15 protein-coding genes and 3 pseudogenes are annotated in these 21,948 nt (G+C 43.7%); 12 read left to right on the plus strand and 6 right to left on the minus strand.

What is annotated here, in order from left to right; translation table 11 throughout:
• Window positions 1-205: 205 nt before the first annotated feature.
• Both MIC7126_RS0121400 and MIC7126_RS0121405 read left to right on the plus strand, forming a co-directional pair.
• Window positions 206-1,318 carry an alkene reductase gene (locus MIC7126_RS0121400; protein WP_017655203.1) on the plus strand — a complete coding sequence of 371 codons (1,113 nt, stop codon included), beginning with the start codon at window positions 206-208 and terminating at the stop codon, window positions 1,316-1,318.
• 63 nt (window positions 1,319-1,381) lie between these two features.
• Entirely contained in the window at window positions 1,382-2,044 is a 663-nt protein-coding gene (locus MIC7126_RS0121405; RefSeq protein WP_017655204.1) for a nitroreductase family protein, read from the plus strand.
• Here the strand turns inward: MIC7126_RS0121405 and MIC7126_RS31595 are convergent.
• A complete protein-coding gene (locus tag MIC7126_RS31595; protein WP_238553663.1) occupies window positions 1,988-2,302 on the minus strand; it encodes a hypothetical protein in 315 nt (104 codons plus the stop codon). The two genes, MIC7126_RS0121405 and MIC7126_RS31595, sit on opposite strands and share 57 nt — an antisense overlap.
• A 132-nt stretch (window positions 2,303-2,434) precedes the next feature.
• Here MIC7126_RS31595 and MIC7126_RS0121415 point away from each other — a divergent pair, with 132 nt between their 5' ends.
• Window positions 2,435-4,114 (plus strand): GMC oxidoreductase, encoded by a 1,680-nt coding sequence (locus MIC7126_RS0121415; protein ID WP_017655206.1) that lies wholly within the window; start codon window positions 2,435-2,437, stop codon window positions 4,112-4,114.
• A gap of 517 nt (window positions 4,115-4,631) precedes the next feature.
• On the opposite strand, the gene MIC7126_RS0121420 is transcribed toward MIC7126_RS0121415, so the two are convergent.
• Both MIC7126_RS0121420 and MIC7126_RS0121425 read right to left on the minus strand, forming a co-directional pair.
• Entirely contained in the window at window positions 4,632-6,425 is a 1,794-nt protein-coding gene (locus tag MIC7126_RS0121420; protein ID WP_017655207.1) for an autotransporter outer membrane beta-barrel domain-containing protein, read from the minus strand.
• Window positions 6,368-7,447 (minus strand): filamentous hemagglutinin N-terminal domain-containing protein, encoded by a 1,080-nt coding sequence (locus MIC7126_RS0121425; RefSeq protein WP_026100441.1) that lies wholly within the window; start codon window positions 7,445-7,447, stop codon window positions 6,368-6,370. Before MIC7126_RS0121425 ends, MIC7126_RS0121420 begins: the two co-directional genes overlap by 58 nt.
• A 282-nt stretch (window positions 7,448-7,729) precedes the next feature.
• On the opposite strand from MIC7126_RS0121425, the gene MIC7126_RS32050 reads away from it, so the two are divergent.
• From MIC7126_RS32050 to MIC7126_RS0121460, 7 genes and pseudogenes are all read left to right on the plus strand, one after another.
• Window positions 7,730-8,185: a hypothetical protein gene (locus MIC7126_RS32050; RefSeq protein WP_017655208.1), complete on the plus strand. Its 456-nt coding sequence runs from the start codon at window positions 7,730-7,732 to the stop codon at window positions 8,183-8,185.
• Between the two features lie 69 nt (window positions 8,186-8,254).
• Window positions 8,255-8,827 (plus strand): annotated as a pseudogene (aroF, locus tag MIC7126_RS28025) (3-deoxy-7-phosphoheptulonate synthase); the annotation flags it as partial.
• Window position 8,828: 1 nt separating this feature from the next.
• Window positions 8,829-9,041 (plus strand): AMP-binding protein, encoded by a 213-nt coding sequence (locus MIC7126_RS32295; protein WP_420795567.1) that lies wholly within the window; start codon window positions 8,829-8,831, stop codon window positions 9,039-9,041.
• A 264-nt stretch (window positions 9,042-9,305) separates the two neighbouring features.
• Window positions 9,306-9,584 (plus strand): annotated as a pseudogene (locus tag MIC7126_RS0121445) (hypothetical protein); the annotation flags it as partial.
• A gap of 28 nt (window positions 9,585-9,612) precedes the next feature.
• Window positions 9,613-9,861, plus strand: coding sequence for a hypothetical protein (locus MIC7126_RS0121450; protein ID WP_017655212.1), 249 nt, complete (start codon window positions 9,613-9,615; stop codon window positions 9,859-9,861).
• The gene (locus tag MIC7126_RS28030; RefSeq protein WP_017655213.1) at window positions 9,834-12,002 is read left to right on the plus strand and encodes an ABC transporter transmembrane domain-containing protein; all 2,169 of its coding nucleotides are present in this window, start codon (window positions 9,834-9,836) and stop codon (window positions 12,000-12,002) included. Before MIC7126_RS0121450 ends, MIC7126_RS28030 begins: the two co-directional genes overlap by 28 nt.
• 18 nt (window positions 12,003-12,020) lie before the next feature.
• Complete coding sequence (locus MIC7126_RS0121460; protein ID WP_017655214.1) at window positions 12,021-13,832, plus strand: ABC transporter ATP-binding protein; 1,812 nt, start codon at window positions 12,021-12,023, stop codon at window positions 13,830-13,832.
• Here MIC7126_RS0121460 and MIC7126_RS0121465 read toward each other — a convergent pair.
• Window positions 13,801-14,025: pseudogene (locus MIC7126_RS0121465) on the minus strand (ATP-binding cassette domain-containing protein); the annotation flags it as partial. The gene MIC7126_RS0121460 and the pseudogene MIC7126_RS0121465 sit on opposite strands and share 32 nt — an antisense overlap.
• A 220-nt stretch (window positions 14,026-14,245) precedes the next feature.
• Here MIC7126_RS0121465 and MIC7126_RS0121470 point away from each other — a divergent pair.
• Window positions 14,246-14,890, plus strand: a complete 645-nt coding sequence (locus tag MIC7126_RS0121470) for a LuxR C-terminal-related transcriptional regulator (protein WP_017655216.1) — start codon at window positions 14,246-14,248, stop codon at window positions 14,888-14,890.
• Window positions 14,891-14,920: 30 nt separating this feature from the next.
• Here the strand turns inward: MIC7126_RS0121470 and MIC7126_RS0121475 are convergent, their stop codons facing one another.
• Window positions 14,921-18,949 (minus strand): CHAT domain-containing protein, encoded by a 4,029-nt coding sequence (locus MIC7126_RS0121475; RefSeq protein WP_017655217.1) that lies wholly within the window; start codon window positions 18,947-18,949, stop codon window positions 14,921-14,923.
• 254 nt (window positions 18,950-19,203) lie between these two features.
• Window positions 19,204-19,881: a hypothetical protein gene (locus MIC7126_RS0121480; RefSeq protein ID WP_026100444.1), complete on the minus strand. Its 678-nt coding sequence runs from the start codon at window positions 19,879-19,881 to the stop codon at window positions 19,204-19,206.
• A 178-nt stretch (window positions 19,882-20,059) separates the two neighbouring features.
• Between MIC7126_RS0121480 and MIC7126_RS0121485 the strand changes: the two genes are divergently transcribed.
• On the plus strand, window positions 20,060-21,907 hold the full coding sequence (locus MIC7126_RS0121485; protein ID WP_017655219.1) for a DNA polymerase III subunit gamma/tau: 1,848 nt from the start codon (window positions 20,060-20,062) through the stop codon (window positions 21,905-21,907).
• Window positions 21,908-21,948: the final 41 nt, after the last annotated feature.

The following is a 21,948-nucleotide window of genomic DNA, read 5'->3' on the forward strand; positions in this document are numbered from 1 at the left end:
TTTGGTTGTTTTTGATTAATCATCTTCGCCAAGCCCAGAAGAATATGGGTTTGAAGCCCCTGAGTTTATTTTTTCATAAATAAAAACATTTTTTTGGCGACGCACAGCGCCAGAAAAAATACGTCTGCTTCAAATCCCCTGCTTTTAAGTATGGGATTTCCCTGTTCCCCGTTCCCTGTTCCCTCTTAACTTTGGAGATATAGTCATGACCACTGACATTAACTTATTCTCATCATATCAATTGGGAAATCTGGAATTACCCAACCGAATTGTTATGGCTCCCTTGACGCGAAACCGAGCCGGTGAGGGAAATGTACCGCATTCTATTAATGCTACTTATTACGCCCAGCGCGCCTCTGCGGGATTAATTATTGCCGAAGCCACACAAGTTTCACCCCAAGGACAGGGGTATCCCTTTACACCAGGAATTCATTCACCAGCACAAGTGGAAGGGTGGAAACTAGTTACAGACGCAGTGCATCGAGAGGGAGGGAGAATTTTTCTGCAACTATGGCATGTAGGGAGAATTTCTCATCCAGACTTCCAACCAGAGGGAGCCTTACCCGTAGCGCCTTCAGCTATTGCTCCCCCTGGTAACGTCGTCACCTTTACCGGACTCAAGCCTTATGTAACACCCCGCGCTTTGGAAACAGCAGAGATTCCCGAAATTGTAGAACAGTTTCGCCAAGGAGCCGCCAACGCGCTAGCTGCTGGGTTTGATGGAGTAGAAATTCACGCAGCTAATGGTTATTTAATTGACCAATTTCTCAGAGATTCTACTAACAGTCGCACAGATGAGTATGGGGGTGCAGTAGAAAATCGCGCCCGATTGCTGTTAGAAATAACTGCAGCAGTAACCAGCGTTTGGGATGCTGACCGCGTGGGGGTGAGACTTTCTCCCAGTGGGACATTTAACCATATCCGGGACTCCCACCCTCTAGAAACCTTTGGTTATGCAGCCCAAGCCTTGAACCGATTTAATTTGGCATATTTGCATATTTTTGAAGCCACAGACGCAGATATCCGACACGGGGGAACAGTAGTACCAACCGATCATCTGCGCTCACGCTTTACCGGAACACTCATCGTTAACGGTGGTTATACCCGTGAAAAAGGTGATACAGTCCTGGCAAACAAAGCCGCAGACTTAGTTGCTTTTGGCACCCTCTTTATTTCCAACCCAGATTTACCCAGACGCCTAGCCCTCAACGCACCGCTGAACGCAGCAGACGAAGCAACCTTCTACGGTGGTGGTGAAAAAGGATACATCGACTATCCATTTTGGACTGCAGCTGGTGAGCAAGTAACCAGCAGTTAATAATTGTTTTCCACCCATAAAACGCCTAAGCTGTGTTGTAAATCCTACACTCTGGAGAATCTCATGAGTCCGTCAATTCAAGCTCAACCGTTAGATGTACCCAGCGCCATTATTCAGCGTCGCTCCATCAAAACCTTCAAAACAGACCCCATCACTCCAGAACTACTCAAGCAACTGGTAGAGTTAACCGTCGCCGCACCCAGCAGTTTCAATATCCAAGCTTGGCAGATTATTCTTGTCCAAGACGAAGCACAAAGAGCCGCCCTCTCAGTAGCCTCATGGAACCAACAGCAAATCGTCCAAGCCCCGGTTACATTCGTGTTTGCGGCTGATGCGACTGCAGGAGAAAAAGACTTAACCCCGATTTTAGAACAAGGACGGGCAACTGGAGCATGGAGTGAGGGCACTGTCAACTACTTTAAAAATTCTATTCCCCAATTTCAAGCAGGATTGGGAGACAAACGGCGAGAATACGCCATTAAAGATGCCATCATTGCTGCTACCCATTTAGTATTAGCTGCAGAAAGCTTGGGTTTATCCACCTGCTTTATGAATGGTTGGATTGAAGAAAAAGTCAAAGAAGTGATTGGGATAACAGATCCAGATTTAGCGATCGCTGTTGTTGTTCCCGTCGGTTACGCAGCCGAACCACGCCTCAACCCTGGGCGCTTACCATTCTCCTACAACGTCTCCGTAGATAGAATCGGTAATCCGTATCAAGGATAGAGTGGGGAGATGGGGAGGTGGGGAGGTGGGGAGGTGGGGAGTGTGGGGAGTGTGGGGAGTGTGGGGAGAAAAAGAATTGAAGAACTTATGCTGACGCTTGTAATCTTCCCCGTCTTCTCCTTCCTCCCACACCCCCCACACCTCCCACACTTCCCCCTCTTCCCCCTCTTCCCCCTCTTCCCACACCTCCCACACCCCCCACACCCCCCACACCCCCCACCCTTCCCACACTTCCCCCTCTTCCCCCTCTTCCCACACCTCCCCCGCCATTTTTATGAGAGTTGTATAAAGTAAAACCCGGCTTATATAAAGAATTTGTATGTATCAATTGATATAGATGTAATTACCATAAGATTGGAGTGCTCATAATACAGTAAATTACACGCTTATATGTTCGTCGATGCTCGTTTGCTACCTGTAGACCAAGTTATCGAAACTGAAGTCTGTATTGTCGGCGCAGGCCCGGCCGGAATTACACTAGCCCGTGAATTTATCGGACAAAAGACAAAAGTTTGCGTTGTGGAAAGTGGCGGAGAGGAAGTTGACCCACAAACTCAAGCGCTTTCCGAGGGATTAACCGTTGGCGACCCCTTCTTGACTGTGGCGGACACTCGCTGTCGTAGGTTCGGCGGTAATTCCAACATTTGGGCAGTTAAAATAGGCAACGGGCAAATAGGGGTACGCTATGCTCCCCTAGACGAGATTGATTTTGAGCACCGAGACTGGATACCTCATAGCGGCTGGCCTTTTGGGCGATCGCATTTAGATCCATTTTATGAACGCGCCCAGTCAGTTTGCCAAGCAGGGCCTTTCGCCTATGAAGCTGATACATGGGAAGAGGAACAGATTCAGCGTTTACCCCTGAATGAAGAGCAGGTGGTGACGAAAATGTTTCAGTTTGGCGCTCGTGATGTGTTTAGCCACAAATATCGGGAAGAATTGAGAGCCGCTGACAACATCAGTGTTTACCTCAACGCCAACGTGATTAATATTGAAAGTAACGATTCTGTAAATAGAGTCACTCGTTTACAAGTTGCTACTCTGCGGGACAACAAGTTTTACGTAGCTGCGAAGGTGTTTATCCTAGCTACAGGTGGGTTAGAAAACGCCCGCATATTATTGATGTCTAATACTCAACAAACCGCCGGCTTGGGTAACGGTCATGATGTAGTAGGCAGATACTTTATCGATCATCCCATAGCTGACGGTGGCGTATTTGTTCCTAGCGATCGCCAATTATTTAACACCACAGCCTTGTATGATTTAAGACTAGTCAGAAATACCAACATCTTAGGTCATCTTGTCCCCTCAAAAGCCGTAATGGAACGCGAGCAATTAGCCAACATCTGCGCCGTGTTTTTTCCCCGCCCCAGTAGACGTCAGTGGAAAGCAGTAGAATCATTCAAAGCGATCGCCGAGTCCATCGCTAGTAAAAAATTCCCCGAAAACTTCTGGCCAGGCTTACTGAATACTATTAGTGGCATTGATTACGTCACCCTTGCCACCTACTTAGCCATCACCAAACGTCAATCTTTGCTACATGCCTTTGGTAGAGGCGGTTGGTCAGACATCCCCAACAACGATCGCCGCTTTCAAAGCTACCAAATCGTGCATCTATTAGAACAACTACCACAACCAGCTAACCGAGTTGTCCTCAGCAAAGAACGAGATGCATTAGGCTGTCAAAAACTAGAACTGCAATGGCGCTGGGATCCAGAAAATGGTCGCAGTATCGGGCGCGCCCAAGAAGTTTTTGCGAGGGAACTAGCCCGCGCCGGCTTGGGTGAGTTTCAATTAGACCGAAAAGATGGTCTTCCCCGACTCAGTATTCCCAGTGGTGCTGCACATCACATGGGCACAACCCGCATCCATGTAGACCCCAAACAGGGAGTTGTGGATGAAAATTGTCGCGTTCATGGCGTCTCTAACTTATTCATAGCGGGTAGCTCTGTTTTCCCCACTGGTGGTTACGCCAACCCCACTTTAACAATTGTGGCTCTTTCCCTCCGCCTAGCAGAACAAATTAAAAAAGAGCTAGCAACCCAAAATTACTTGGCGCCAGCTTTGTAATTAATTAGCCTAAAACCCTGTCTTTTTGGTGTAGAGACGCGAAATTTCACGTCTCTACAGGGTTTTGGTAACAAGGTAATAGGAATTCAAATAATCTTTGCAACAGATGAATCGTTGATTAGGGCGAACAACCGTACCCTGCTCTAATACCAATTCACGAAAAAGTTGATACAGATAAATTTCCCGTAGGGAACAGTGCCCAGTGGTGTCAACTTAACGTAAAACCTATAGCCCACAAGGAACTGAAGTTCCGTGGCTTAAGCGAAAGTCATCTAAAGATGACTAAATATGCCAAAAATCTTTAGTCTACTTCAGTAGACTTGCGCTATGAGCCTGAGAATTCATTCTCAGGCGGATGAGTCAGCCAACAGATAAGCCATTTCTCGCTTAAGTTGACACCAATGGGCACTGTTCCCTACCAACGTGTTTGTATTATTTTAAAGTGAGACGCACAGTTTTCGCTAAGTGTACTAAACCCCTAGCCCCTAGCCCCTAACCCCTAGCCCCTAGCCCCGTGCTAACTACGAGAACATTCTCGACTCAACACCATCTGTCCATCACTGAGGCGATAAGAACCTTCAGCTGGGACAATTGAATCGCCTTTGTTGGAAAAAACGGATGTCCCGACACCCCGGACATCACCAGTGGTGTATGGAGAAGTTAAAGCCCAAGGACGGTCAGTGCGTAAACCACCAGTACCAGTAAGATAAAAAGTGCTGTTGTGTACCTTGTTACCACGCGCAATACAGCTACGAGCCAAGAACTCATCACTACTAATAAAAGGTAAAGCACCGGCAAATAAACTTTGCAGAGAACGGTCATCTGGTGCGTTAATTTTAATCACACCGGGTAAACCTAATTCTGAACTAGCTGTAATATCACTGTAGTCAGTTGGTTTGGGGCGGGCTTGAATCCCGAAGATGCCTTGGGAATTGATTTCGATATTGCCACCGTTTCCCAGATAAGCATTAGCGCTGATGTCGCTGTTTTCTTTGGGAATAGCGACGAGAAATTTAGCATTAATATTGATATTACCGCCATTGCCACCTGACCCGGCACTTGCGGTGATGTTGCTGTTATGACGCAAGAGTAATAAATCATCTGCAGTTAAGCGAATATTTCCACCATCAGTAAATTTATTGACAGCCTCAATAGCCGCTTTATTATCTAGTTCCACGGTATCAGAATTAATATTAATATTGCCGGCAGTTCCATTACCAGAGCTACTAACAGATAAAACAGCACCATTTAGATATAAATCACGCGCTGTGACATTAATATTACCGCCTTCAGTTTTACCTGTTAATCCTGAATCTTTTTCAACTCTACTAAAGATGCCAGTATCAAATTTTAAACCATCGGTAGTCGTTCCTTGAAGAGAGAATTTTCCTCCAGCATTCACCGTGACATCACCTGCATTTCCTTGGTTAAATGTCTGAGCTAGGATGTTAGCACCATTTGTGAAAGAAATATCATCAGTAGCATTAATTAACACGTTTCCTGCATTTGCTTTACTCTCAGTAGAGGAACGTAAAACAGCACCATCAGATAAAGAAAAATTGCGCCCTTGAATTTCAATATCTCCGCCTTTACCTACTGCGTTTAGGTAAGGAGAAGACAACAACTCGCTTTTTCCAGAAATAAAAACATCACCACCTGCGCGAATTGCAATTTTCCCAGCATTTCTATCTTTGGTAATAAATGTTGCTATATTACTATCTTTAATAGTTGTGTTACCTGATGTGGTTATAAAGACGTTACCGGCATTGCCTTTACCAGCAGATAACGTCAACAAAAGAGCAGCATTAGATAGCTCAAAACTACGGGCTGAAATCTCAATATCACCACTGTTACCTACCCCAGTTTCCAACACGCCGCTAGATATGCAACTACGTCCGGAAATTATTACAGCACCACCTGCTTGAATTTTTGTATTTCCACCATTACCTTCACCTATTGTACCATTCAACAGGAAAGAACCACCTGTTAAGGAAACATAATCTTTTGTATTTATTAAAATATTGCCACCATTACCTTTACCACCAAGATTGCTGTTAAAAATCAAAGATCCTCCGCTTGCAGAAAATGACTTGGCGAGGATATCAATATTTCCTGCATTACCTACACCTGTATTAATAACACTACTGGAAATAGTGCTGTTATTTGAAATCGAAATAGTATCTGTTGCTTTAACAATAATATTGCCACCGTTTCCCTGTCCATTAGTGCTAGCAGTAAAATAAGAGCCATTATCTAACGAAAGCTTTCCTGTTTGGATATCAATATTTCCACCATTACCAACACCTCCCATGAGCACTTGACTTGTGATCCCACTAATCGAACAATTGTGCCTGTGGCGTTGATTTCTATATTTCCGCCTTGACTATTTGGTGTTCCTAAACCTTTTTCTATTCCGGCTCTGAGTTTGCTTTCTCCTGCTAAATTTACATCGCGTCCATAAATTCTTATATCCCCGCCGTTCGCACTTCTCACATTAATTTCGGCGGCGTTATTTAGGGAAACATTTCCTCTTTCTACATTGTCTGGCACTGATAATTTGATCTGATTCCCAGCAAGATTTAATCCGACGTTTCCCGGTGCGGCTAAACTTGCTAATTCTACATTCCCGCCATTGGCGTGGATACTCCCACCATCTATGTTGATGTTGTTACCAACTAATAATAAACTTTTACCATCAGGTACTCTTAAACCTGTGACTTCTTCTCCTAAAAGATTTTTTCCGGCTGCTGCTTGTGATTGATTAATCAGGTTGCCATTTTGATCAATTCTATTCGCAAATAGGACTGAGGGATGAATTGTTAATAATGGAACTGGTTCAGGATTTGTGGCGCTGAAATTTCCTTGATTTCCAAATTGGACGCCGTTTGCTGTTGTCCCGACGAAGGCTCCTTGGACGTCTAAACTGGCTTCTTTACCAAATATAATTCCGTTGGGATTGATTAAGAATAAGTTGGGATGGGAGCTACCGGTTGTTCCGAGTTTACCGAAAATTTCGGAGGCGTTACCACCTGTGACTCGTGCAAAAATGTTTTGAATGTCGGCGTTGGGGCTGGAGAAATATGCTTCTCTCCCGGCGCTGATGTTAAATTCTGCGAAGCTGTGAAACAGATTTATTTGACGAATTGCACCACCTGTGATCAGTTCGATTTGTTGTCCTTGAAAGTTGGTGATGACTTGGGATGATTCTGCACCTAGTGTGTTGTCGGGGACAATGTTACTGGTCTGTGCTTGGGTTTTGGCTATGAAGAGACTGATGCTGGAGGTGCTGATTAAGCTTGCTAATGCTAACTGTAAGGCGTATTTTCTCTTCATGGGATGCAATTTCCTGGGGATGATTTGAGTATCTAATTAATCTGTGTTTTTCCGCAATGTTTACAGTAAATATTCATTTATGTGATCATGGCAATACAGTTTTCTGCACATTTGCTGCAGGGGATGGGGGGATGGGGTGATGGGGTGATCATTGGTGTCAACTTCAGCTAAAAATAACCTCACCATTAGCTTCATGACCCGCCGTGAACTTAAGTTCACGTCTCATAGCGAAAGTCTACTGAAGTAGACTGAGGATTTTTGGGCATATTTAGTCATCTTGAGATGACTTCAGCTATGAGCAAGGAAATTCATTTCCTTGCGGGACATGGATTTTACGTATTTCTGAACTTGTTAGCAAACAACTGTGTTGTCAACCAAGGAACATTTGTGGTCAACCCAGGAACATTTGTTGCGAACCAAGGAACATTTGTTGCAAACCAAGGAACATTTGTGGTCAACCAAGGAACATTTGTGGTCAACCAAGGAACATTTGTTGCAAACCAAGGAACATTTGTTGCAAACCAAGGAACATTTGTTGCAAACCAAGGAACATTTGTTGCAAACCAAGGAACATTTGCGGTCAACCAAGGAACATTTGTGGTCAACCAAGGAACTTGTTTAATTAACAATCAATCTTCACCCCATCCCCCCATCCCCCCATTCCCAACTTCCACAAGTAATATCTATGATCTAATGATGGCAATACAGTTTTCTGCACAAATGCGATCGCTTTTATGAACTTCCCTGGTGTTAATACTGCACACAAGCAAGCAGAAAAGACGGCTGTGTGACTGGGAAATGTCGGATAAACCACGGACTTCGCCTTATGCTTTTCAAGGACACGGCGAAAGTGCTTTGGAATGGTTAGCGACAGCAAGAGCAGTTTCTGGTTTGGGTATTATTACTGAGGTGATGGATGGAGCGGAGTTAGAAATGGTGGCGTCGGTTGCAGATATCTTGCAAATTGGCGCCCGCAACATGCAAAACTTTTCTCTGTTGAAAAAAGTCGGCGCGACGAATAAACCTGTGTTGCTCAAACGTGGGGCGTCAGCGACGATTGAAGATTGGTTGATGTCTGCGGAGTATATTTTAGCGGCGGGAAATCCCCATGTGATTCTCTGCGAACGGGGAATTAGAACTTTTGACCGGGAATATACACGCAATACTTTAGATATATCTGCGGTTCCTGTTTTGCGTAGTTTAACTCATTTGCCAATTGCGGTTGATCCGAGTCATGGTACGGGGAAATCGGAATTTGTTACCCCGATGGCGCTGGGGGCGATCGCTGCTGGTTGTGATGCGCTGATGGTAGAGGTTCACCCTAATCCGCAAAAAGCGCTCTCAGATGGGCCGCAATCGCTCAATTTTGCCGCTTTCGATGATTGCGAATGCTTCTCCTAAAGCCCGCGCTGTGGAGATGGATTGGAATTCTCCTGCTAGTATTGTCTATACTTCTGGGACTACTGGTTTTCCTAAAGGTGCGACTCTTTCTCACGGTAATATCGTTTCTAATATTTCTGCACACAATCGCTGTTGCGGGATGCATCAAAGTGATATCCCTCTTCTGTCACTCTCCATAGATAAAAATCTATAATTTTTACTGCATAAGAGTTTCAGGATAAAACAATGATAATGCTTATCATATTAGAAAATAAAGTCACAAACCCAGTCCCAGTCAGAGTTTTAAACATTGCTTTTGATTTGTGTTTCCGGAGAGTGACAAAAGCGGGATATTGAAGCAAAAGGAGAACAATCATGATTTTACAACCAGTTGGCATTCGAGCGATCGCGCTGAATTTTCCCCGCACCATCCGCACCAATGATTATTACCGTCAGAATTTCCCCCAGTTGGTCGCGGAAACGGACAATTAACCTCAATCCCTTCTACGCCAATATCGGCCAGACTTTCCCCGTCGCCAACCTCTACCACGCCGCCCAAGCAGGTAAAATCCGGGAAAATGATTTAGTTCTCGTTTATACGATGGGTTCCTCTTCCAACGCTGGTGCTAGCGTCATGCGTTGGGGTGATGTCGCCTTGGGAACCCCACCCGCACCCCCTCGGAGCCTTGCTCTACACAATCAGAAAAGTTTCATGAGTGCTGAAAAATCTGGGACTAAAGTCCTGACTGCAAACTAATTCATCTATCAAAATTACGAGGTGTTCGATGAAATTCTGGAAAAAAATATCGGCTGTATTAGTAATAGCGATCGTCCTATTTCTATTCCAAATTACAACAGCCCAAGCCGCAACCTACAAATTTACATTCACAGGTGCAGAAGCCAACGGTTACTTTATTTATGATACCGCTGCCAAAGGAGAAAAAAAATCACCCTACATGACCCAATATTACGGCGGTGGACAAGATTATAAATGTGTCCAGGGCGAATGCAACAGCATGATCAATGGTTTTTAGACTTGATTGAAAATGCTGGCGGAAAATTAATTTTTGCCACTCCAGAAGAACACGACGAAATGATGGTAGTGGTGCAAGCAATTCGCCATTTTGCAACTCTCAATTTAGGTGTTTTTTTAGCAACAGAAAATGTTAATATACAACGGAGTTTAGATTTTTCTACTCCCCTTTATCAACAAGAAATTAGTATCATTAGCCGCCTAATTGCTCAATCTGCGCCGATGGTTGCAGATATCATGCTGGCTACACAATCACGACGGGAGGCGATCGCTCGACTAGCAGACACAACCAATAGACTAGCGCAGTTAGTCACACAAGGAAATCGAGACGCACTAATTTCGGAGTTACAAAAGTTACAAAGCTTTTTTGCAGCCGCAGTCGGTGACAGCTTTTATCGCCCCAGCACAACCCATACACCTATCAAACAAGTCCAACTTATGAAACCAAAATCAGATGTACCCATTGAGGCGTTGAGGCGAATTCTGTTGATGTTACGGAAATATCCAGTGATGGTATTGGGAGCGATCGCTAGTTTATTAATGCTGACAGGTAGTAATATTTTAGCCCCCCAACTGATTCGCTGGGGAATCGACGCAGGTATCGCTAAAAATAACTTACAAGTAATTGTCAGTTGCGGGGGATTAATTATTTTAGTGGCTTTGATTCGGGGATTATTCAATTTTGGACAAAGTTTTTTAGCAGAAACTGTATCCCAAAGTATTGCTTATGACCTGAGAAATACATTTTTTAGTCAAACCCAATATCTAAGTTTAAGTTACCATGACCGCACCCCCACATCACAACTACTCACCCGTATTAATAATGATATCGAGCAAATTCGCGTCTTTATTGGTGCAACTATTTTACAAATTTTTGGAGCAGCGATCGTTTTATGCAGTAGTGTGACAATTCTGCTATTGATGAATTGGAAATTGACATTAATAGCCTTAGTAATCATCCCCATTTCTTTTACTATATTAGGTGGATTTTTTCGGAAAAATGCTTACCTGTTTAGGAATGCACAGCAGCAATTAGAAGAATTAAATGCAGTTTTAAAAGAAAATTTACTCGGCGTCCGTGCAGTCAAAGCTTTTGTCCGCCAGGAAACAGAAATCAAACGCTATGCTGTTGCTAACGAAGATTTCCGCACCACAAGTATCAAAACAATTTATGCGCTGCGAGACACATTTCCCATAATTTTCCTCACTAGCAATTTAATCGCCGTTGTCATTTTTGGTTACGGCGGTTTAGAAGTAATCAGCCGCAGCTTTTCTATCGGGGAATTGGTCGCTTTTAATGCCTATTTAGTCTTTATTATCCAGCCAATTTTTCAAACAACCTTCGCATTCCAATCTGTTGCTCAAGCCGCCGCCTCAGCCGCTAGAGTGTATGAGGTGATAGATGCAGAAATTGAGGTGAGAGAAGCACCAGATGCAATTTATTTACAAAAATGTGCAGGTAAAATTTCTTTTAAAAACGTTGATTTTCGATATCCAGAAGTTAAAGAAAACACCTTAAATAACATTTATTTAGAAATTCTTCCAGGACAAACAGTGGCAATTTTGGGGATGACGGGAGCAGGTAAAAGCACGATCGCTAAATTAATTCCTCGCTTTTATGATGCGACTCAGGGAATAGTTAAAGTAGATGATTATGATGTCCGTTCTTTAAATTTGAATAGCTTACGTTCCCATATTGGTTTTATTTCCCAAGAAGCAAGTTTATTTTCAGGAACTATTCGTGATAACATTGCCTATGGGATACCAGATGCTCCCCTTGCAGATGTAATTACAGCCGCTAAATTTGCTCAAATTCACGACTTTATTCTGAGTCTGCCTGATACTTATGATACTGTAATTGGTGAACGCGGACTCGGCTTATCAGGAGGACAAAAACAAAGAATTACCATTGCTCGGATATTGCTCAACGACTACAAAATTTTGATTGTAGATGATAGCCTTTCTGCAGTTGATGCGAAGACAGCAGCATTAATTCAAGAATCCTTCCAAATTCTCATACAACAGCGTCAACACACCATAATTTTTATCACGCAACGCATTAATAACATTGTCAAAAGTGCTGATCAAATTTTTGTCATTGATCAAGGTAAATTAGTCGCTCTCAAACCTTCAGAAATCTAGACACTACAAATTTCATCTATGCTCAGAAGAAGTAACATTTTTGAATCAGCAGCCAAAGTAAATGCACCATTACCTGTGATGCGTCGCTTTAGTAATTACTTTCGTCCATATATCAAAGATATTCCCCTGATTATTGGCTTAATTATTATTAGTTCGATTACCCAAGCAATTGCACCTCTACTTACTGGTTGGTCGGTAGATAATTTGATAATTAAAGGTGATGTATTCGGGCTAGCACGGATGCTAGTTGTGTTAACAATCCTCTACATAATTGGGTTTTTATCAAATCGCCATTTAATTGTGAGAGTTGGCGTGATCATGCAGCATTTGCTAGCACAATTACGCCAAGACATTATGAATAAATTACAAACATTACCCCTCAGCTTTTTTGACCAAAGTAAAGCCGGGGATTTAATGAGTCGGCTGCTGAGTGATGTCAATACTTTAAATCAAGTCTTTAGTCCCGTTTTACCGCAAGTAATTGGCAGTTTTTTCGGCTTATTAGTTAGTGCTATGTTCATGCTTTCAATTAACTGGCAATTAGGCTTATTTGTTAACTTAATGCTACCAGTTATGTTACTGACCACCGTCTTGTTTGCTCGGTTAGCCAGGGAAAAATTTCGTGTTACCAGACAAACAATTTCCCAACTTTCAATTAACTTAGAAGAAAATATTAGCAATATCCAAGAAGTTCAAGTATTTAACCGCGCCCAAATCAACATTCAAGAGTTTCGCAAACTGAACGCAGATAACCGCAATGCAAATATTCAAGCCACAGCAATTACTGCTGCTTTCCTACCAATAATAGATTTATTTAATACAGTTACTTTAGGAATTGTTTTAGCTTGTGGTGGCTACTTTGTCTATAAAAATAGCATGACAGTGGGAGCAGTCACCGCATTTTTATTTTACGTCCAGCAATTTTTTCAACCCATCCAATTAATCAGTAATTTCTACACCCAAGCACAATCCGGATTAGCCGGATTAGAAAGGATTTTCTTGCTTTTAGATCAACCAGTCCAACTTCAAGACGCCACAGATGCGATCGCTATGCCCCCAATTCAAGGTAAAGTTCAATTTGAACATGTAAACTTTGAGTACAAATCTGGGCAAAAAGTTTTAGATGATGTCACCTTTGATGCCGAACCAGGACAAGCGATCGCTTTAGTGGGCGCCACCGGTGCAGGGAAAACTACCATAATTAGCCTGCTTTCTCGCTTTTATGACGTGTCAGGAGGCGCTATTAAAATTGATGGAATAGATGTGAGAAAAATTACACAAGCAAGTTTGCGGCGTCAAATTGGTATTGTCTCCCAAGATACCATCATTTTTAGCTGCAGCGTTGCTGAAAATATCGCCTTTGGCAACCCCCAAGCTACCACAGCAGAGATTGAAACAGCCGCCAAAATTGCAAATATTCATGAATTTATCTTGACCTTACCCCAAGGCTACGCCACACAATTAGGAGAACGGGGGATAAATCTCAGCAAAGGACAACAACAATTAATCAGCATCGCCCGCGCAGTTTTAGTCAATCCGCGCATCTTGATTTTGGATGAAGCCACTAGTAATATTGACAGCCAAACAGAGAGTTTAGTCCAAAAAGCGATCGCTAATTTATTACCAGGTCGCACCAGTTTTATTATTGCTCACCGTCTGGCGACTGTCACCAACGCCGACAAGGTATTAGTCATCCACCAAGGACAAATCGTTGAACAAGGTACACACATACAATTAATAGAGCAAAAGGGAATCTACGCCAACCTTTATTCTCTACAATTAACTAATAATATTCAGATCTTTGTTGCTGTCCTCCAGAAAGTTGATTAGGGCGGTTAAACATCCTTTCAGCTAATCCTACTTTGACCAAAGCTTGTTGAGCGCGATCGCGGCGTTCATGCTGAGGAATATTCGCATAAACCATCGGTAACATAACATTTTCCATAGCCGTTGAACGAGGTAATAAATTAAATTGTTGAAAAACAAAACCTATTCTTTGATTGCGAATATACGCTAATTCATCAACGCCCACCGATCGCACAATAGGGAAACACTTGTAAATCAGCCGTAATCCCTTGACTGTGATAAAGATTTTTCAATTCGTCGAATGATTTAAACGTCCCATCTGCATTGAAAGTTAAAATGTGCTCAACATGTACCGCACCGGGAATGTGTCCAGTGAGTTCACCTGCTTTTGGTGGTTATACTGCGCCTAGACCTCGAAAGAGTATACTTTATTAATTATGATTGCCTTACAAGCTCTATTCCATGAAATTGCTCAAGCTCAAGATGAACAGACATTGCGTTTGCACATATCTGCACACATGAGCGAGTATTTTTCAGCAACACGATGTGGGCTGTTTTTCTTGACCCAAACTTCTCTCATTGGCAATAATCAGGCTCTATCGCCTCAATACAACCCCGTTGTCCGCTACTTAATAGAACGCCACGCCCCTGTTCATGAAGCCTTAGTCGTAGAACCCAAGACATGGAAGCTGATTTGTCCCCGTCCTGATCATCGACACGTCATGGCGGGGCCAATCGTCAGTAGTGGTCAATTAATTGGTGTACTAGGTTTTACCCGTAAACAAGGAATGGCTGCATTCAATTCACAAAATCTCACAGATTTAAGTGCGCTGTGTCTGCACATTTCCGCATGGGTAGGAAAAATGCGATCGCCACACCTACCATTACACACAGAACGCTTAACACCTCGTGAAATGCAAATTGCTTCCCTAGTCGCCCAAGGACAAACCAACGCAGAAATTAGTGCAGAACTTTGGATTACAGAAAACTCAGTCAAACAAGCCTTAAAAAGAATATTTCGCAAACTTGATGTCTCATCTCGAACTCAAATGATCGCCAAGCTTTCCACAACTATAAAATAAATAACTCACAAAAACCTCGGCGTTAAAAACTTAATTTTGCCTCCCCGTAATTATAAACGCTGCCCAATAATCAGGATGACTGTAAAGCTTTTGATGAGGTGGAATTTTACTACTTCTATATAATTGCGTGGCGATATACGCTCTAATTCTCAATTCATCCGGCTGGAGATTATTCAATAAATCCTCATACCATTGTGTCAGTTCCGAAGCCGTCAGTTCTCTGAGCCATGTCGTCGCTTCATTTAGTGCTGTAGCTGCAGATTTACCCGGCTGTAATCGGCGATAAAACTCAATAATTACTAAAGCATTAGCAAAAGATTCCACAGTCCATAGAGTACTAACAACTTGGCTAACTCCCCGACTCATCAACCCCGTGACGATACTAACAGCTTCACTGTGGATAATTTGGTTGCTAGTAATAGTTGTTTCGCAAGCTGGGAGAGTGGCGAGGTTATAGCTAATGAGGTTTTGTTTGCAGATTTCTGCGAGGGTAAGTTTGTCTTCACCTGCTAAGATAAACTCTGATTTTTTTGGCTCCTGATAATTATTAATTACATAACCCATAAAATGCCAGATATTATAATCATCCAATAATGCCTTTTCTACAGTATTTTTATCAGCTTGAGTTCCACAAATACTATGCAAATTCTTAAACATCTGACTGACAATTTCCGATTGCAGTTTGGCAAATTTCAATGCTGGATAATCATTACCATAAGGATATTCAATATTCAGTAATATTTGGTGCTGTTTATGCCATTGCGGTTCTGTTGGCAGAGTTAAGCCGATTTGCACACTTGGTAAATAACTAATAGTTAAATTAGACTCTTCACTCAGCAATTTTTCTTCTGAGCTAAGAGACATTTGAAACAGTGCGTGGAGAGGTAATTTGTGTAAATCGCGGTGAGGAATTAAAATTAGTTGGGTGATACCTTCCAGTTCCTGTTTAATTGTGGAAATGCTGAGAATATCTTTTAGCTGTAATAGTTTTTGTTGCAGATTTAATTGCCAAGAGTCGTTATTTTTCTGGCGATATTCTTGATATTGTTTTTGCCAATCTTCTAACCATTCTTCAAATGCAATTAAGCGTCTAGCGGCTTCGGATAGAGGTAATTCAGATTGCAGACTGATGGGAGCTATCCCTTGGTGTATGATACCGATATCTTGTATGGGTGTGAATAACAAAATGGGTGAAGGCGTTCCATCTTTGAGAATAAAGGTGTGGAGAGCAGTTGGGCTAATATGCCAGTAAATAATTGCTGTGGTGGGGTTAAGTAGCTGTTGAACTGAGCGATATTGTGGTGAATAAATCTCTTCGCACCAACCAAATAATAGCCAAGTTAAACAGGCGTTTTTGCCTTGTTCGGCAATTTCCCAAGCTTCTACTAAATCGCCATATTCTACAGCTAAATCAACTGTCAATTGCCCAAAGCCTGCAAATTTCAGCGCTAATTGTTTCTTACTCTCATCGAACCGAGTTGATTCGCTGAGTAATTGTTGTAATAAATCGATACCATATTGTTGCAGTTCTTGTGCTTGTGTGGTTTGTCCCAAGCCTACATGTACTTTCACTAAGGATTGCAATATTTCCAGATGCAATTGGGGAAAGTCTTCTCTGGTGATGGTGAGCAGTGCCTGATTATACTCAGTTACGGCTTGATACCAATCATGACGGGATGTGTAGTTTTTCTTGCCATGATCGCAGTATGTATTGCCGATCGCTAAATGCAATCTTCCCCAGCCTTCAGGATGGGTATCTGGGCGGACGTATTTTAAACCTTCTTCATAGCTGGCTAATTTCCCTGGGTAGCCTGTTTGTTTTAAGGCGGGGTTCGTGGCGGTGATGGCGGTGAATAAACCGGCGAGGGCGTCTGACTTAACTAAACTACCTGCAGCGGTTCCCCGTCCAATCCAAGCTTCCCAGTAGTCGAATTTGATTTGCAGAGCGCTGTCGTAGGAGGCGATCGCTTCCGCAAATTGTTGCAAATAGAACAAAGCGACTGCTTGATTATACCAAGCCAAGTGAAAATCTGGTTTAATGGCGATCGCTCGGCGATAAGATTCTATGGCTTCTTCCCGACGTCCTAAATTGTCTAAGGCTACACCCCGGTTATACCAAGCTAGGTAGAAATCGGCTTGAATTGAGAGGGCATTGTCCCAGGAGGCGATCGCTTCTGACCATTGTCCTAAATTGAACAATACCACGCCGCGATCAATCCAAACTTCATAATAGTCTGGTTGAATTTCTAAAGCTTTGTCATAGGAAGCGATCGCCTCTGCGTATTGCTCACACACACCCAAAGCGATCCCTCGATAGTACCAATTATCTTGTTCTGATGGTTGCAGAGCTAAGGCTTGGTCATAACTAGCAATTGCTTCGCCCACTAGTCCCAACTTCAGCAACGCCAGACCTCTGCTAGACCAGGATTCTGCAGCATCCGGCTTAATTTCGATGGCACGTTCAAAGGACGCGATCGCCGCGTCAAATTCCCCTAATTCACCGAGAACGCCGCCCCGATTATACCAAGCTTTGTAGAAATCAGGTTTAATTTCAATGGCTTGGTCATAGGAGGCGATCGCTTCGGTAAATTCGCCTATATGAAACAAAGTTAAACCCCGATTAAACCAGTATTCATAAAAGTGGGGTTGCAGTTTGATTGCTTGATCATAAGAGGCGATCGCCCCAGATAAATCCCCGGTTTTAGCTTGCTGGAGTCCTTGATAAAACAACGATTGTGCTCTGTCGCTTTCTTGCTCGGTGACAAGACTGGTGCTACTGCGATAAATTGCGAGTTCTGAAGCCAGTTCTTGGACTAAATTAGTACTCTGATCCAACCTCACCAATAACTCATCCAAAGTTCCGGCGACATTTGGCTCTAATTTGGCTAAGGAAGTATCCCAAGTTTCCTCCACAGGTTCTGTGGTGATAACGTCCGGTTCCTTTAACAAATCGAATAAATAAGCGATTTCCTCCTCTGACTGCGCTGTGGTTGGAGACGGGGAATCCACGGAAATGATGGTATCCGCTTCTGGTTCCTTTAACAAATCGAGTAAATGGGCGATCGCTTCTTCTTCTTCTTGTGTGGGTGGAGTCGGGGAATCTGCGGGGGTGATGGTATCCGCTTCCCTTAAAAAATCAAATAAATGGGCGATCGCTTCTTCTTCTGCTGCTGTGGGTTCTGCGGGGGTGACGGTATCCGCTTCCGGTTCCCTTAACAAATCAAATAAATGGGTGATATCCTCTTGTTCTGTGGGTCGAGTAGGAGCATCGGCGACAGCGTTAATTTCCGGTTCAGACTCTGGCTTTAGGGGTGGAAATACAGAGGTAGGAATTATCGTGTTATCATCAGGTGCTGCTTGTGGGGTTGTGAGTAGCTCAAATAAATTAGCGATCGCATCTTCATCACCAGGAATCAAAGAATTATTCGGCGTAGTAGCGATGTCAGAGGTTTCCTCCTCATACGCCGACAACACCTCACCTAAATTACCAGTCCACTCCTCCTCCATAGCAATATACTTAGGTACAGGGGCGATCGTGTCTCCCTCTTGCTCCTCATAGTTCCATAACTGTTCCCCAAAATTACGCAGTAATTCTTGTCCGGGAGTATTGAGTAAAATTTCATCAGGGATATGGTTGTCAGGAAAATTCAACACAGTTTCTTGTGGTGTAATTATTTCTACGATTTCCACCTCTTCTAGATCTTCATCCTCATACTGCGTGGCTAAATTCCGCGTCAACAACCTGATCCCGATATCATAAGCCAATTCCCCAATTTTACCGATGCCAAGTTCCCCCAGTTGTACCATCCGTGTAGCCAACTGAAGGTTTGGTGCGGGAGAATTGAGCAATTTTTCACCAAAAATTAACAGCCAATTCAGCCACCGCTCATCAGTGATGCGATTTTCCATCCGCTGCAGATACTTCACAGCCCATTGCTTCCCTCTCCCCTGATACACACCCTCCAGCAGCTGAGTAAACATTAACTCCAAATCCGCGTTCGTGAGTTCAGGTAGCGAAACTACCACCTTGCGTCTACTGACAGCATGGAGAGAATGCATCTTCCGACTACCAAAGAAGCGCTTTAACCACTTTCTGAGCCACCGAAATAGGCGCCTGAGCATCTACCACTCTCTTAGATTTTGTTTCTACTAGATTGTAGCGATCGTTGTGTTAAAAAAGTGAGTATTTACGTAAAAACCCAATAAGTGTATCACTATATCTTTAAAAAACTCAATATTGGGGGAGAGGAGAGGGGTTAGGGGCTAGTGAGTTTTGATGCTAACTTCACACTTCATCCTTCATCCTTCATGCTTCATACTTCATCGTTAACTTGGTTGGCGGCGTAGAATTGATTAATCAACGCTTGGATGATCGCTTCTGGATCATCTGTTTCCAGCGCTAACTGTTGCGCCATCTGCTGGCACAAGTTTTCATCCTGCTGTAACATGACAAACAACTCTTCTAGAGTAATAGTTTGTTGCTCGTCTTCTGGGGTAATTTCTGTGACATCTGTTTCTTCTGTGACTGAATAGCCATCCTCCAGAACAGGAGTTGCACTGATACCATCCGGCCCCGCATACTCCCATATGGGTTCGCCTTGGTTGCGTGTTAATAGCTGCATTCCGATTTCGTAAGCGACATCACCCACATCACCCACACCCAAATCTCCTAGTTGTACCAATCGCATTGCTAGTTCATTATTCGGGGCTGAAGATGCTAATAATTTTTCACCGAAGCGTCGTAACCACTCGATCCAGTGCTCTGTAGGGACGCGATGCTCTATTTTATCCAGCCATTTTTGCGCCCATGCTTGTCCCCGCACCTGATGTACCCCTTCTAAGAGTTCATTGAAGAGAAATTCCAAATCCGTATCGTTTAACACTGGCGCTGGTTCCTTTTGCACAACCCTCTGCGCTCTTGAGGATTTTGACTTGCTTCCAAACAAGCTTTGAAAAAACCTTTTGAACCACTGAACTAGCCGCCTGAGCATGTGCTGCACCATTGAGTATTAGTTACCCTAAGATTGTAGCGATCGCACGCTACCATAGCGTCAATCAAAATTGTGATTTGTGAGTTGTCATTTCTCCCCTATTCCCCAGTTCCCTGATGCTTTTGGGCTGAGTAGTTTACAATGATGAAGTCATAAACTCGACTGGGTGCTGCAATCCATGTCCTACGAACCTCTGCACCACAAGTACCGCCCGAAGAGTTTTGCTGAACTGGTGGGCCAAGAGGCGATCGCTACTACCCTCATAAACGCGATTCGATCCGCTAAAATTGCTCCGGCTTATTTGTTTACTGGCCCCAGAGGTACGGGGAAAACTTCCAGCGCTCGAATTTTGGCTAAATCTCTCAATTGTCTGCAAAGTGATGTACCAACGCCTTCACCATGCGGTGTCTGCGATGTTTGTCAGGGAATCACTAAAGGCTATTCTTTGGATGTAATTGAAATTGACGCCGCCAGCAACACAGGAGTTGATAATATTCGTGAGGTGATTGAGAAAGCGCAGTTTGCTCCTGTGCAGTGTCGTTACAAAGTTTATGTGATTGATGAATGTCACATGCTCAGTACTCAGGCATTCAATGCGCTACTCAAGACACTAGAAGAACCACCGAAATATGTGGTGTTTGTCTTAGCTACAACCGACCCCCAGCGAGTGCTACCCACAATTATTTCTCGCTGTCAGCGGTTCGATTTTAGACGCATCAATTTAGCGGCGATGGTTAAACATTTGCGAGCGATCGCTGATAATGAAAAGATTTCTATCTCTGCTGATGCGGTGACATTGGTCGCCCAAATTGCTCAGGGAGGATTGCGGGATGCAGAAAGTCTGCTGGATCAATTAGCGCTGTTATCGGGAGAAGTAGTTCCCGATCGGGTGTGGGATTTAGTGGGTTCAGTCAGCGAGCGAGATTTATTAACTCTGCTAAATGCGATCGCTCAAGATCACCCAGAAACAGTCCTCGATTGTCTCCGAGCCATCCTCGATCGCGGACGAGAACCCCTGACAATTCTCCAAAATCTCGCCGCTACCTACCGCGATTTACTCATAGCCAAAACTGCACCCAACCGCCAAGATTTGGTTAGTTGTACCGAGCAAACTTGGCAAGCCTTAGTTGATTTTGCTCACAAGTTAGATATGAGCACAATTTTAGCAGGACAAAAACACCTCAGAGAAGCCGAACTGCAGCTGAAAAACACCACCCAGCCGCGTTTATGGTTGGAGGTAACATTACTCGGATTATTACCTAGCGCCAATTTCGCCCCACCTCGCTACACACCCCCAGCAGCAACCAACCATCACCGTGTCAACACCCCCATTCAAAATGGAACAACTCCCCATAGCGCCCCTCCAGCTAACTTAGCGCCGTCACCACCACCAGAAACCATATCTCTACCTCAACCACCTGCTGCAGAAAAACCTCTAACACCGCCAGAACCGATCACTTCACCCGCGCCAGAACTAGATGAAGCCATACAACATGATTTGACTCAAATTTGGCAACAAGTATTAGGTAATATTCAGCAAATTCCTAAACGAGAATTGCTGCGTCAAATGTGTGACCTGATTGAGTTTGACGGTAATTTTGCTCGTGTCGGCGTCAAATCAGCTTGGTTAAAAAGAGTACAATCTGATTTGTTGATGATCACCACAGCTTTTAACCACACCTTTCAACGTGAAATCAACGTCAGTTTGGAAACAGGAACTGGTTCCACCCCCACCACAGCCAAAAAAGCACCCACTCCCCAAAACTCCACCCGCGCACAGCAACCAGCCCCCCCTCCAGCGCCATCACCAGCGCCACCCCCACCCCCAAAAATCGACTCATCACCCCCACCCAAACCCCAACCACCTCTAGCAAACTGGGAACATGACGAAGCCACAACCGCAGCTCAACGTTTAGCAGAGTTTTTCCAAGGTCAAATTGTCCGCCTGTCTGATGATGCATTAGACTTATCGGAGCCGATGACTTCCTCTGATTTGATATATGAATTAGATATTGATGATGATTAAGAGATGATTTGTAGAGTAAATGTATGGTATGTTGTCGCCAA

Origin of the sequence: Fortiea contorta PCC 7126, assembly GCF_000332295.1 — a bacterium.
In the GTDB taxonomy this organism is placed as follows: Bacteria; Cyanobacteriota; Cyanobacteriia; order Cyanobacteriales; family Nostocaceae; genus Fortiea; species Fortiea contorta.

Bases quoted from the DNA above. Each gene is read 5' to 3' on its own strand.
- MIC7126_RS0121400 (WP_017655203.1), top strand. From the start codon at position 206: ATGACCACTGACATTAACTTATTCTCATCATATCAATTGGGAAATCTG.
- MIC7126_RS0121405 (WP_017655204.1), top strand. From the start codon at position 1,382: ATGAGTCCGTCAATTCAAGCTCAACCGTTAGATGTACCCAGCGCCATT.
- MIC7126_RS0121415 (WP_017655206.1), top strand. From the start codon at position 2,435: ATGTTCGTCGATGCTCGTTTGCTACCTGTAGACCAAGTTATCGAAACT.
- MIC7126_RS0121420 (WP_017655207.1), bottom strand. From the start codon at position 6,425: ATGGGAGGTGTTGGTAATGGTGGAAATATTGATATCCAAACAGGAAAG.
- MIC7126_RS0121425 (WP_026100441.1), bottom strand. From the start codon at position 7,447: ATGAAGAGAAAATACGCCTTACAGTTAGCATTAGCAAGCTTAATCAGC.
- MIC7126_RS32050 (WP_017655208.1), top strand. From the start codon at position 7,730: ATGACTTCAGCTATGAGCAAGGAAATTCATTTCCTTGCGGGACATGGA.
- MIC7126_RS0121450 (WP_017655212.1), top strand. From the start codon at position 9,613: ATGAAATTCTGGAAAAAAATATCGGCTGTATTAGTAATAGCGATCGTC.
- MIC7126_RS28030 (WP_017655213.1), top strand. From the start codon at position 9,834: ATGCAACAGCATGATCAATGGTTTTTAGACTTGATTGAAAATGCTGGC.
- MIC7126_RS0121460 (WP_017655214.1), top strand. From the start codon at position 12,021: ATGCTCAGAAGAAGTAACATTTTTGAATCAGCAGCCAAAGTAAATGCA.
- MIC7126_RS0121470 (WP_017655216.1), top strand. From the start codon at position 14,246: ATGATTGCCTTACAAGCTCTATTCCATGAAATTGCTCAAGCTCAAGAT.
- MIC7126_RS0121475 (WP_017655217.1), bottom strand. From the start codon at position 18,949: ATGCATTCTCTCCATGCTGTCAGTAGACGCAAGGTGGTAGTTTCGCTA.
- MIC7126_RS0121480 (WP_026100444.1), bottom strand. From the start codon at position 19,881: ATGCTCAGGCGGCTAGTTCAGTGGTTCAAAAGGTTTTTTCAAAGCTTG.
- MIC7126_RS0121485 (WP_017655219.1), top strand. From the start codon at position 20,060: ATGTCCTACGAACCTCTGCACCACAAGTACCGCCCGAAGAGTTTTGCT.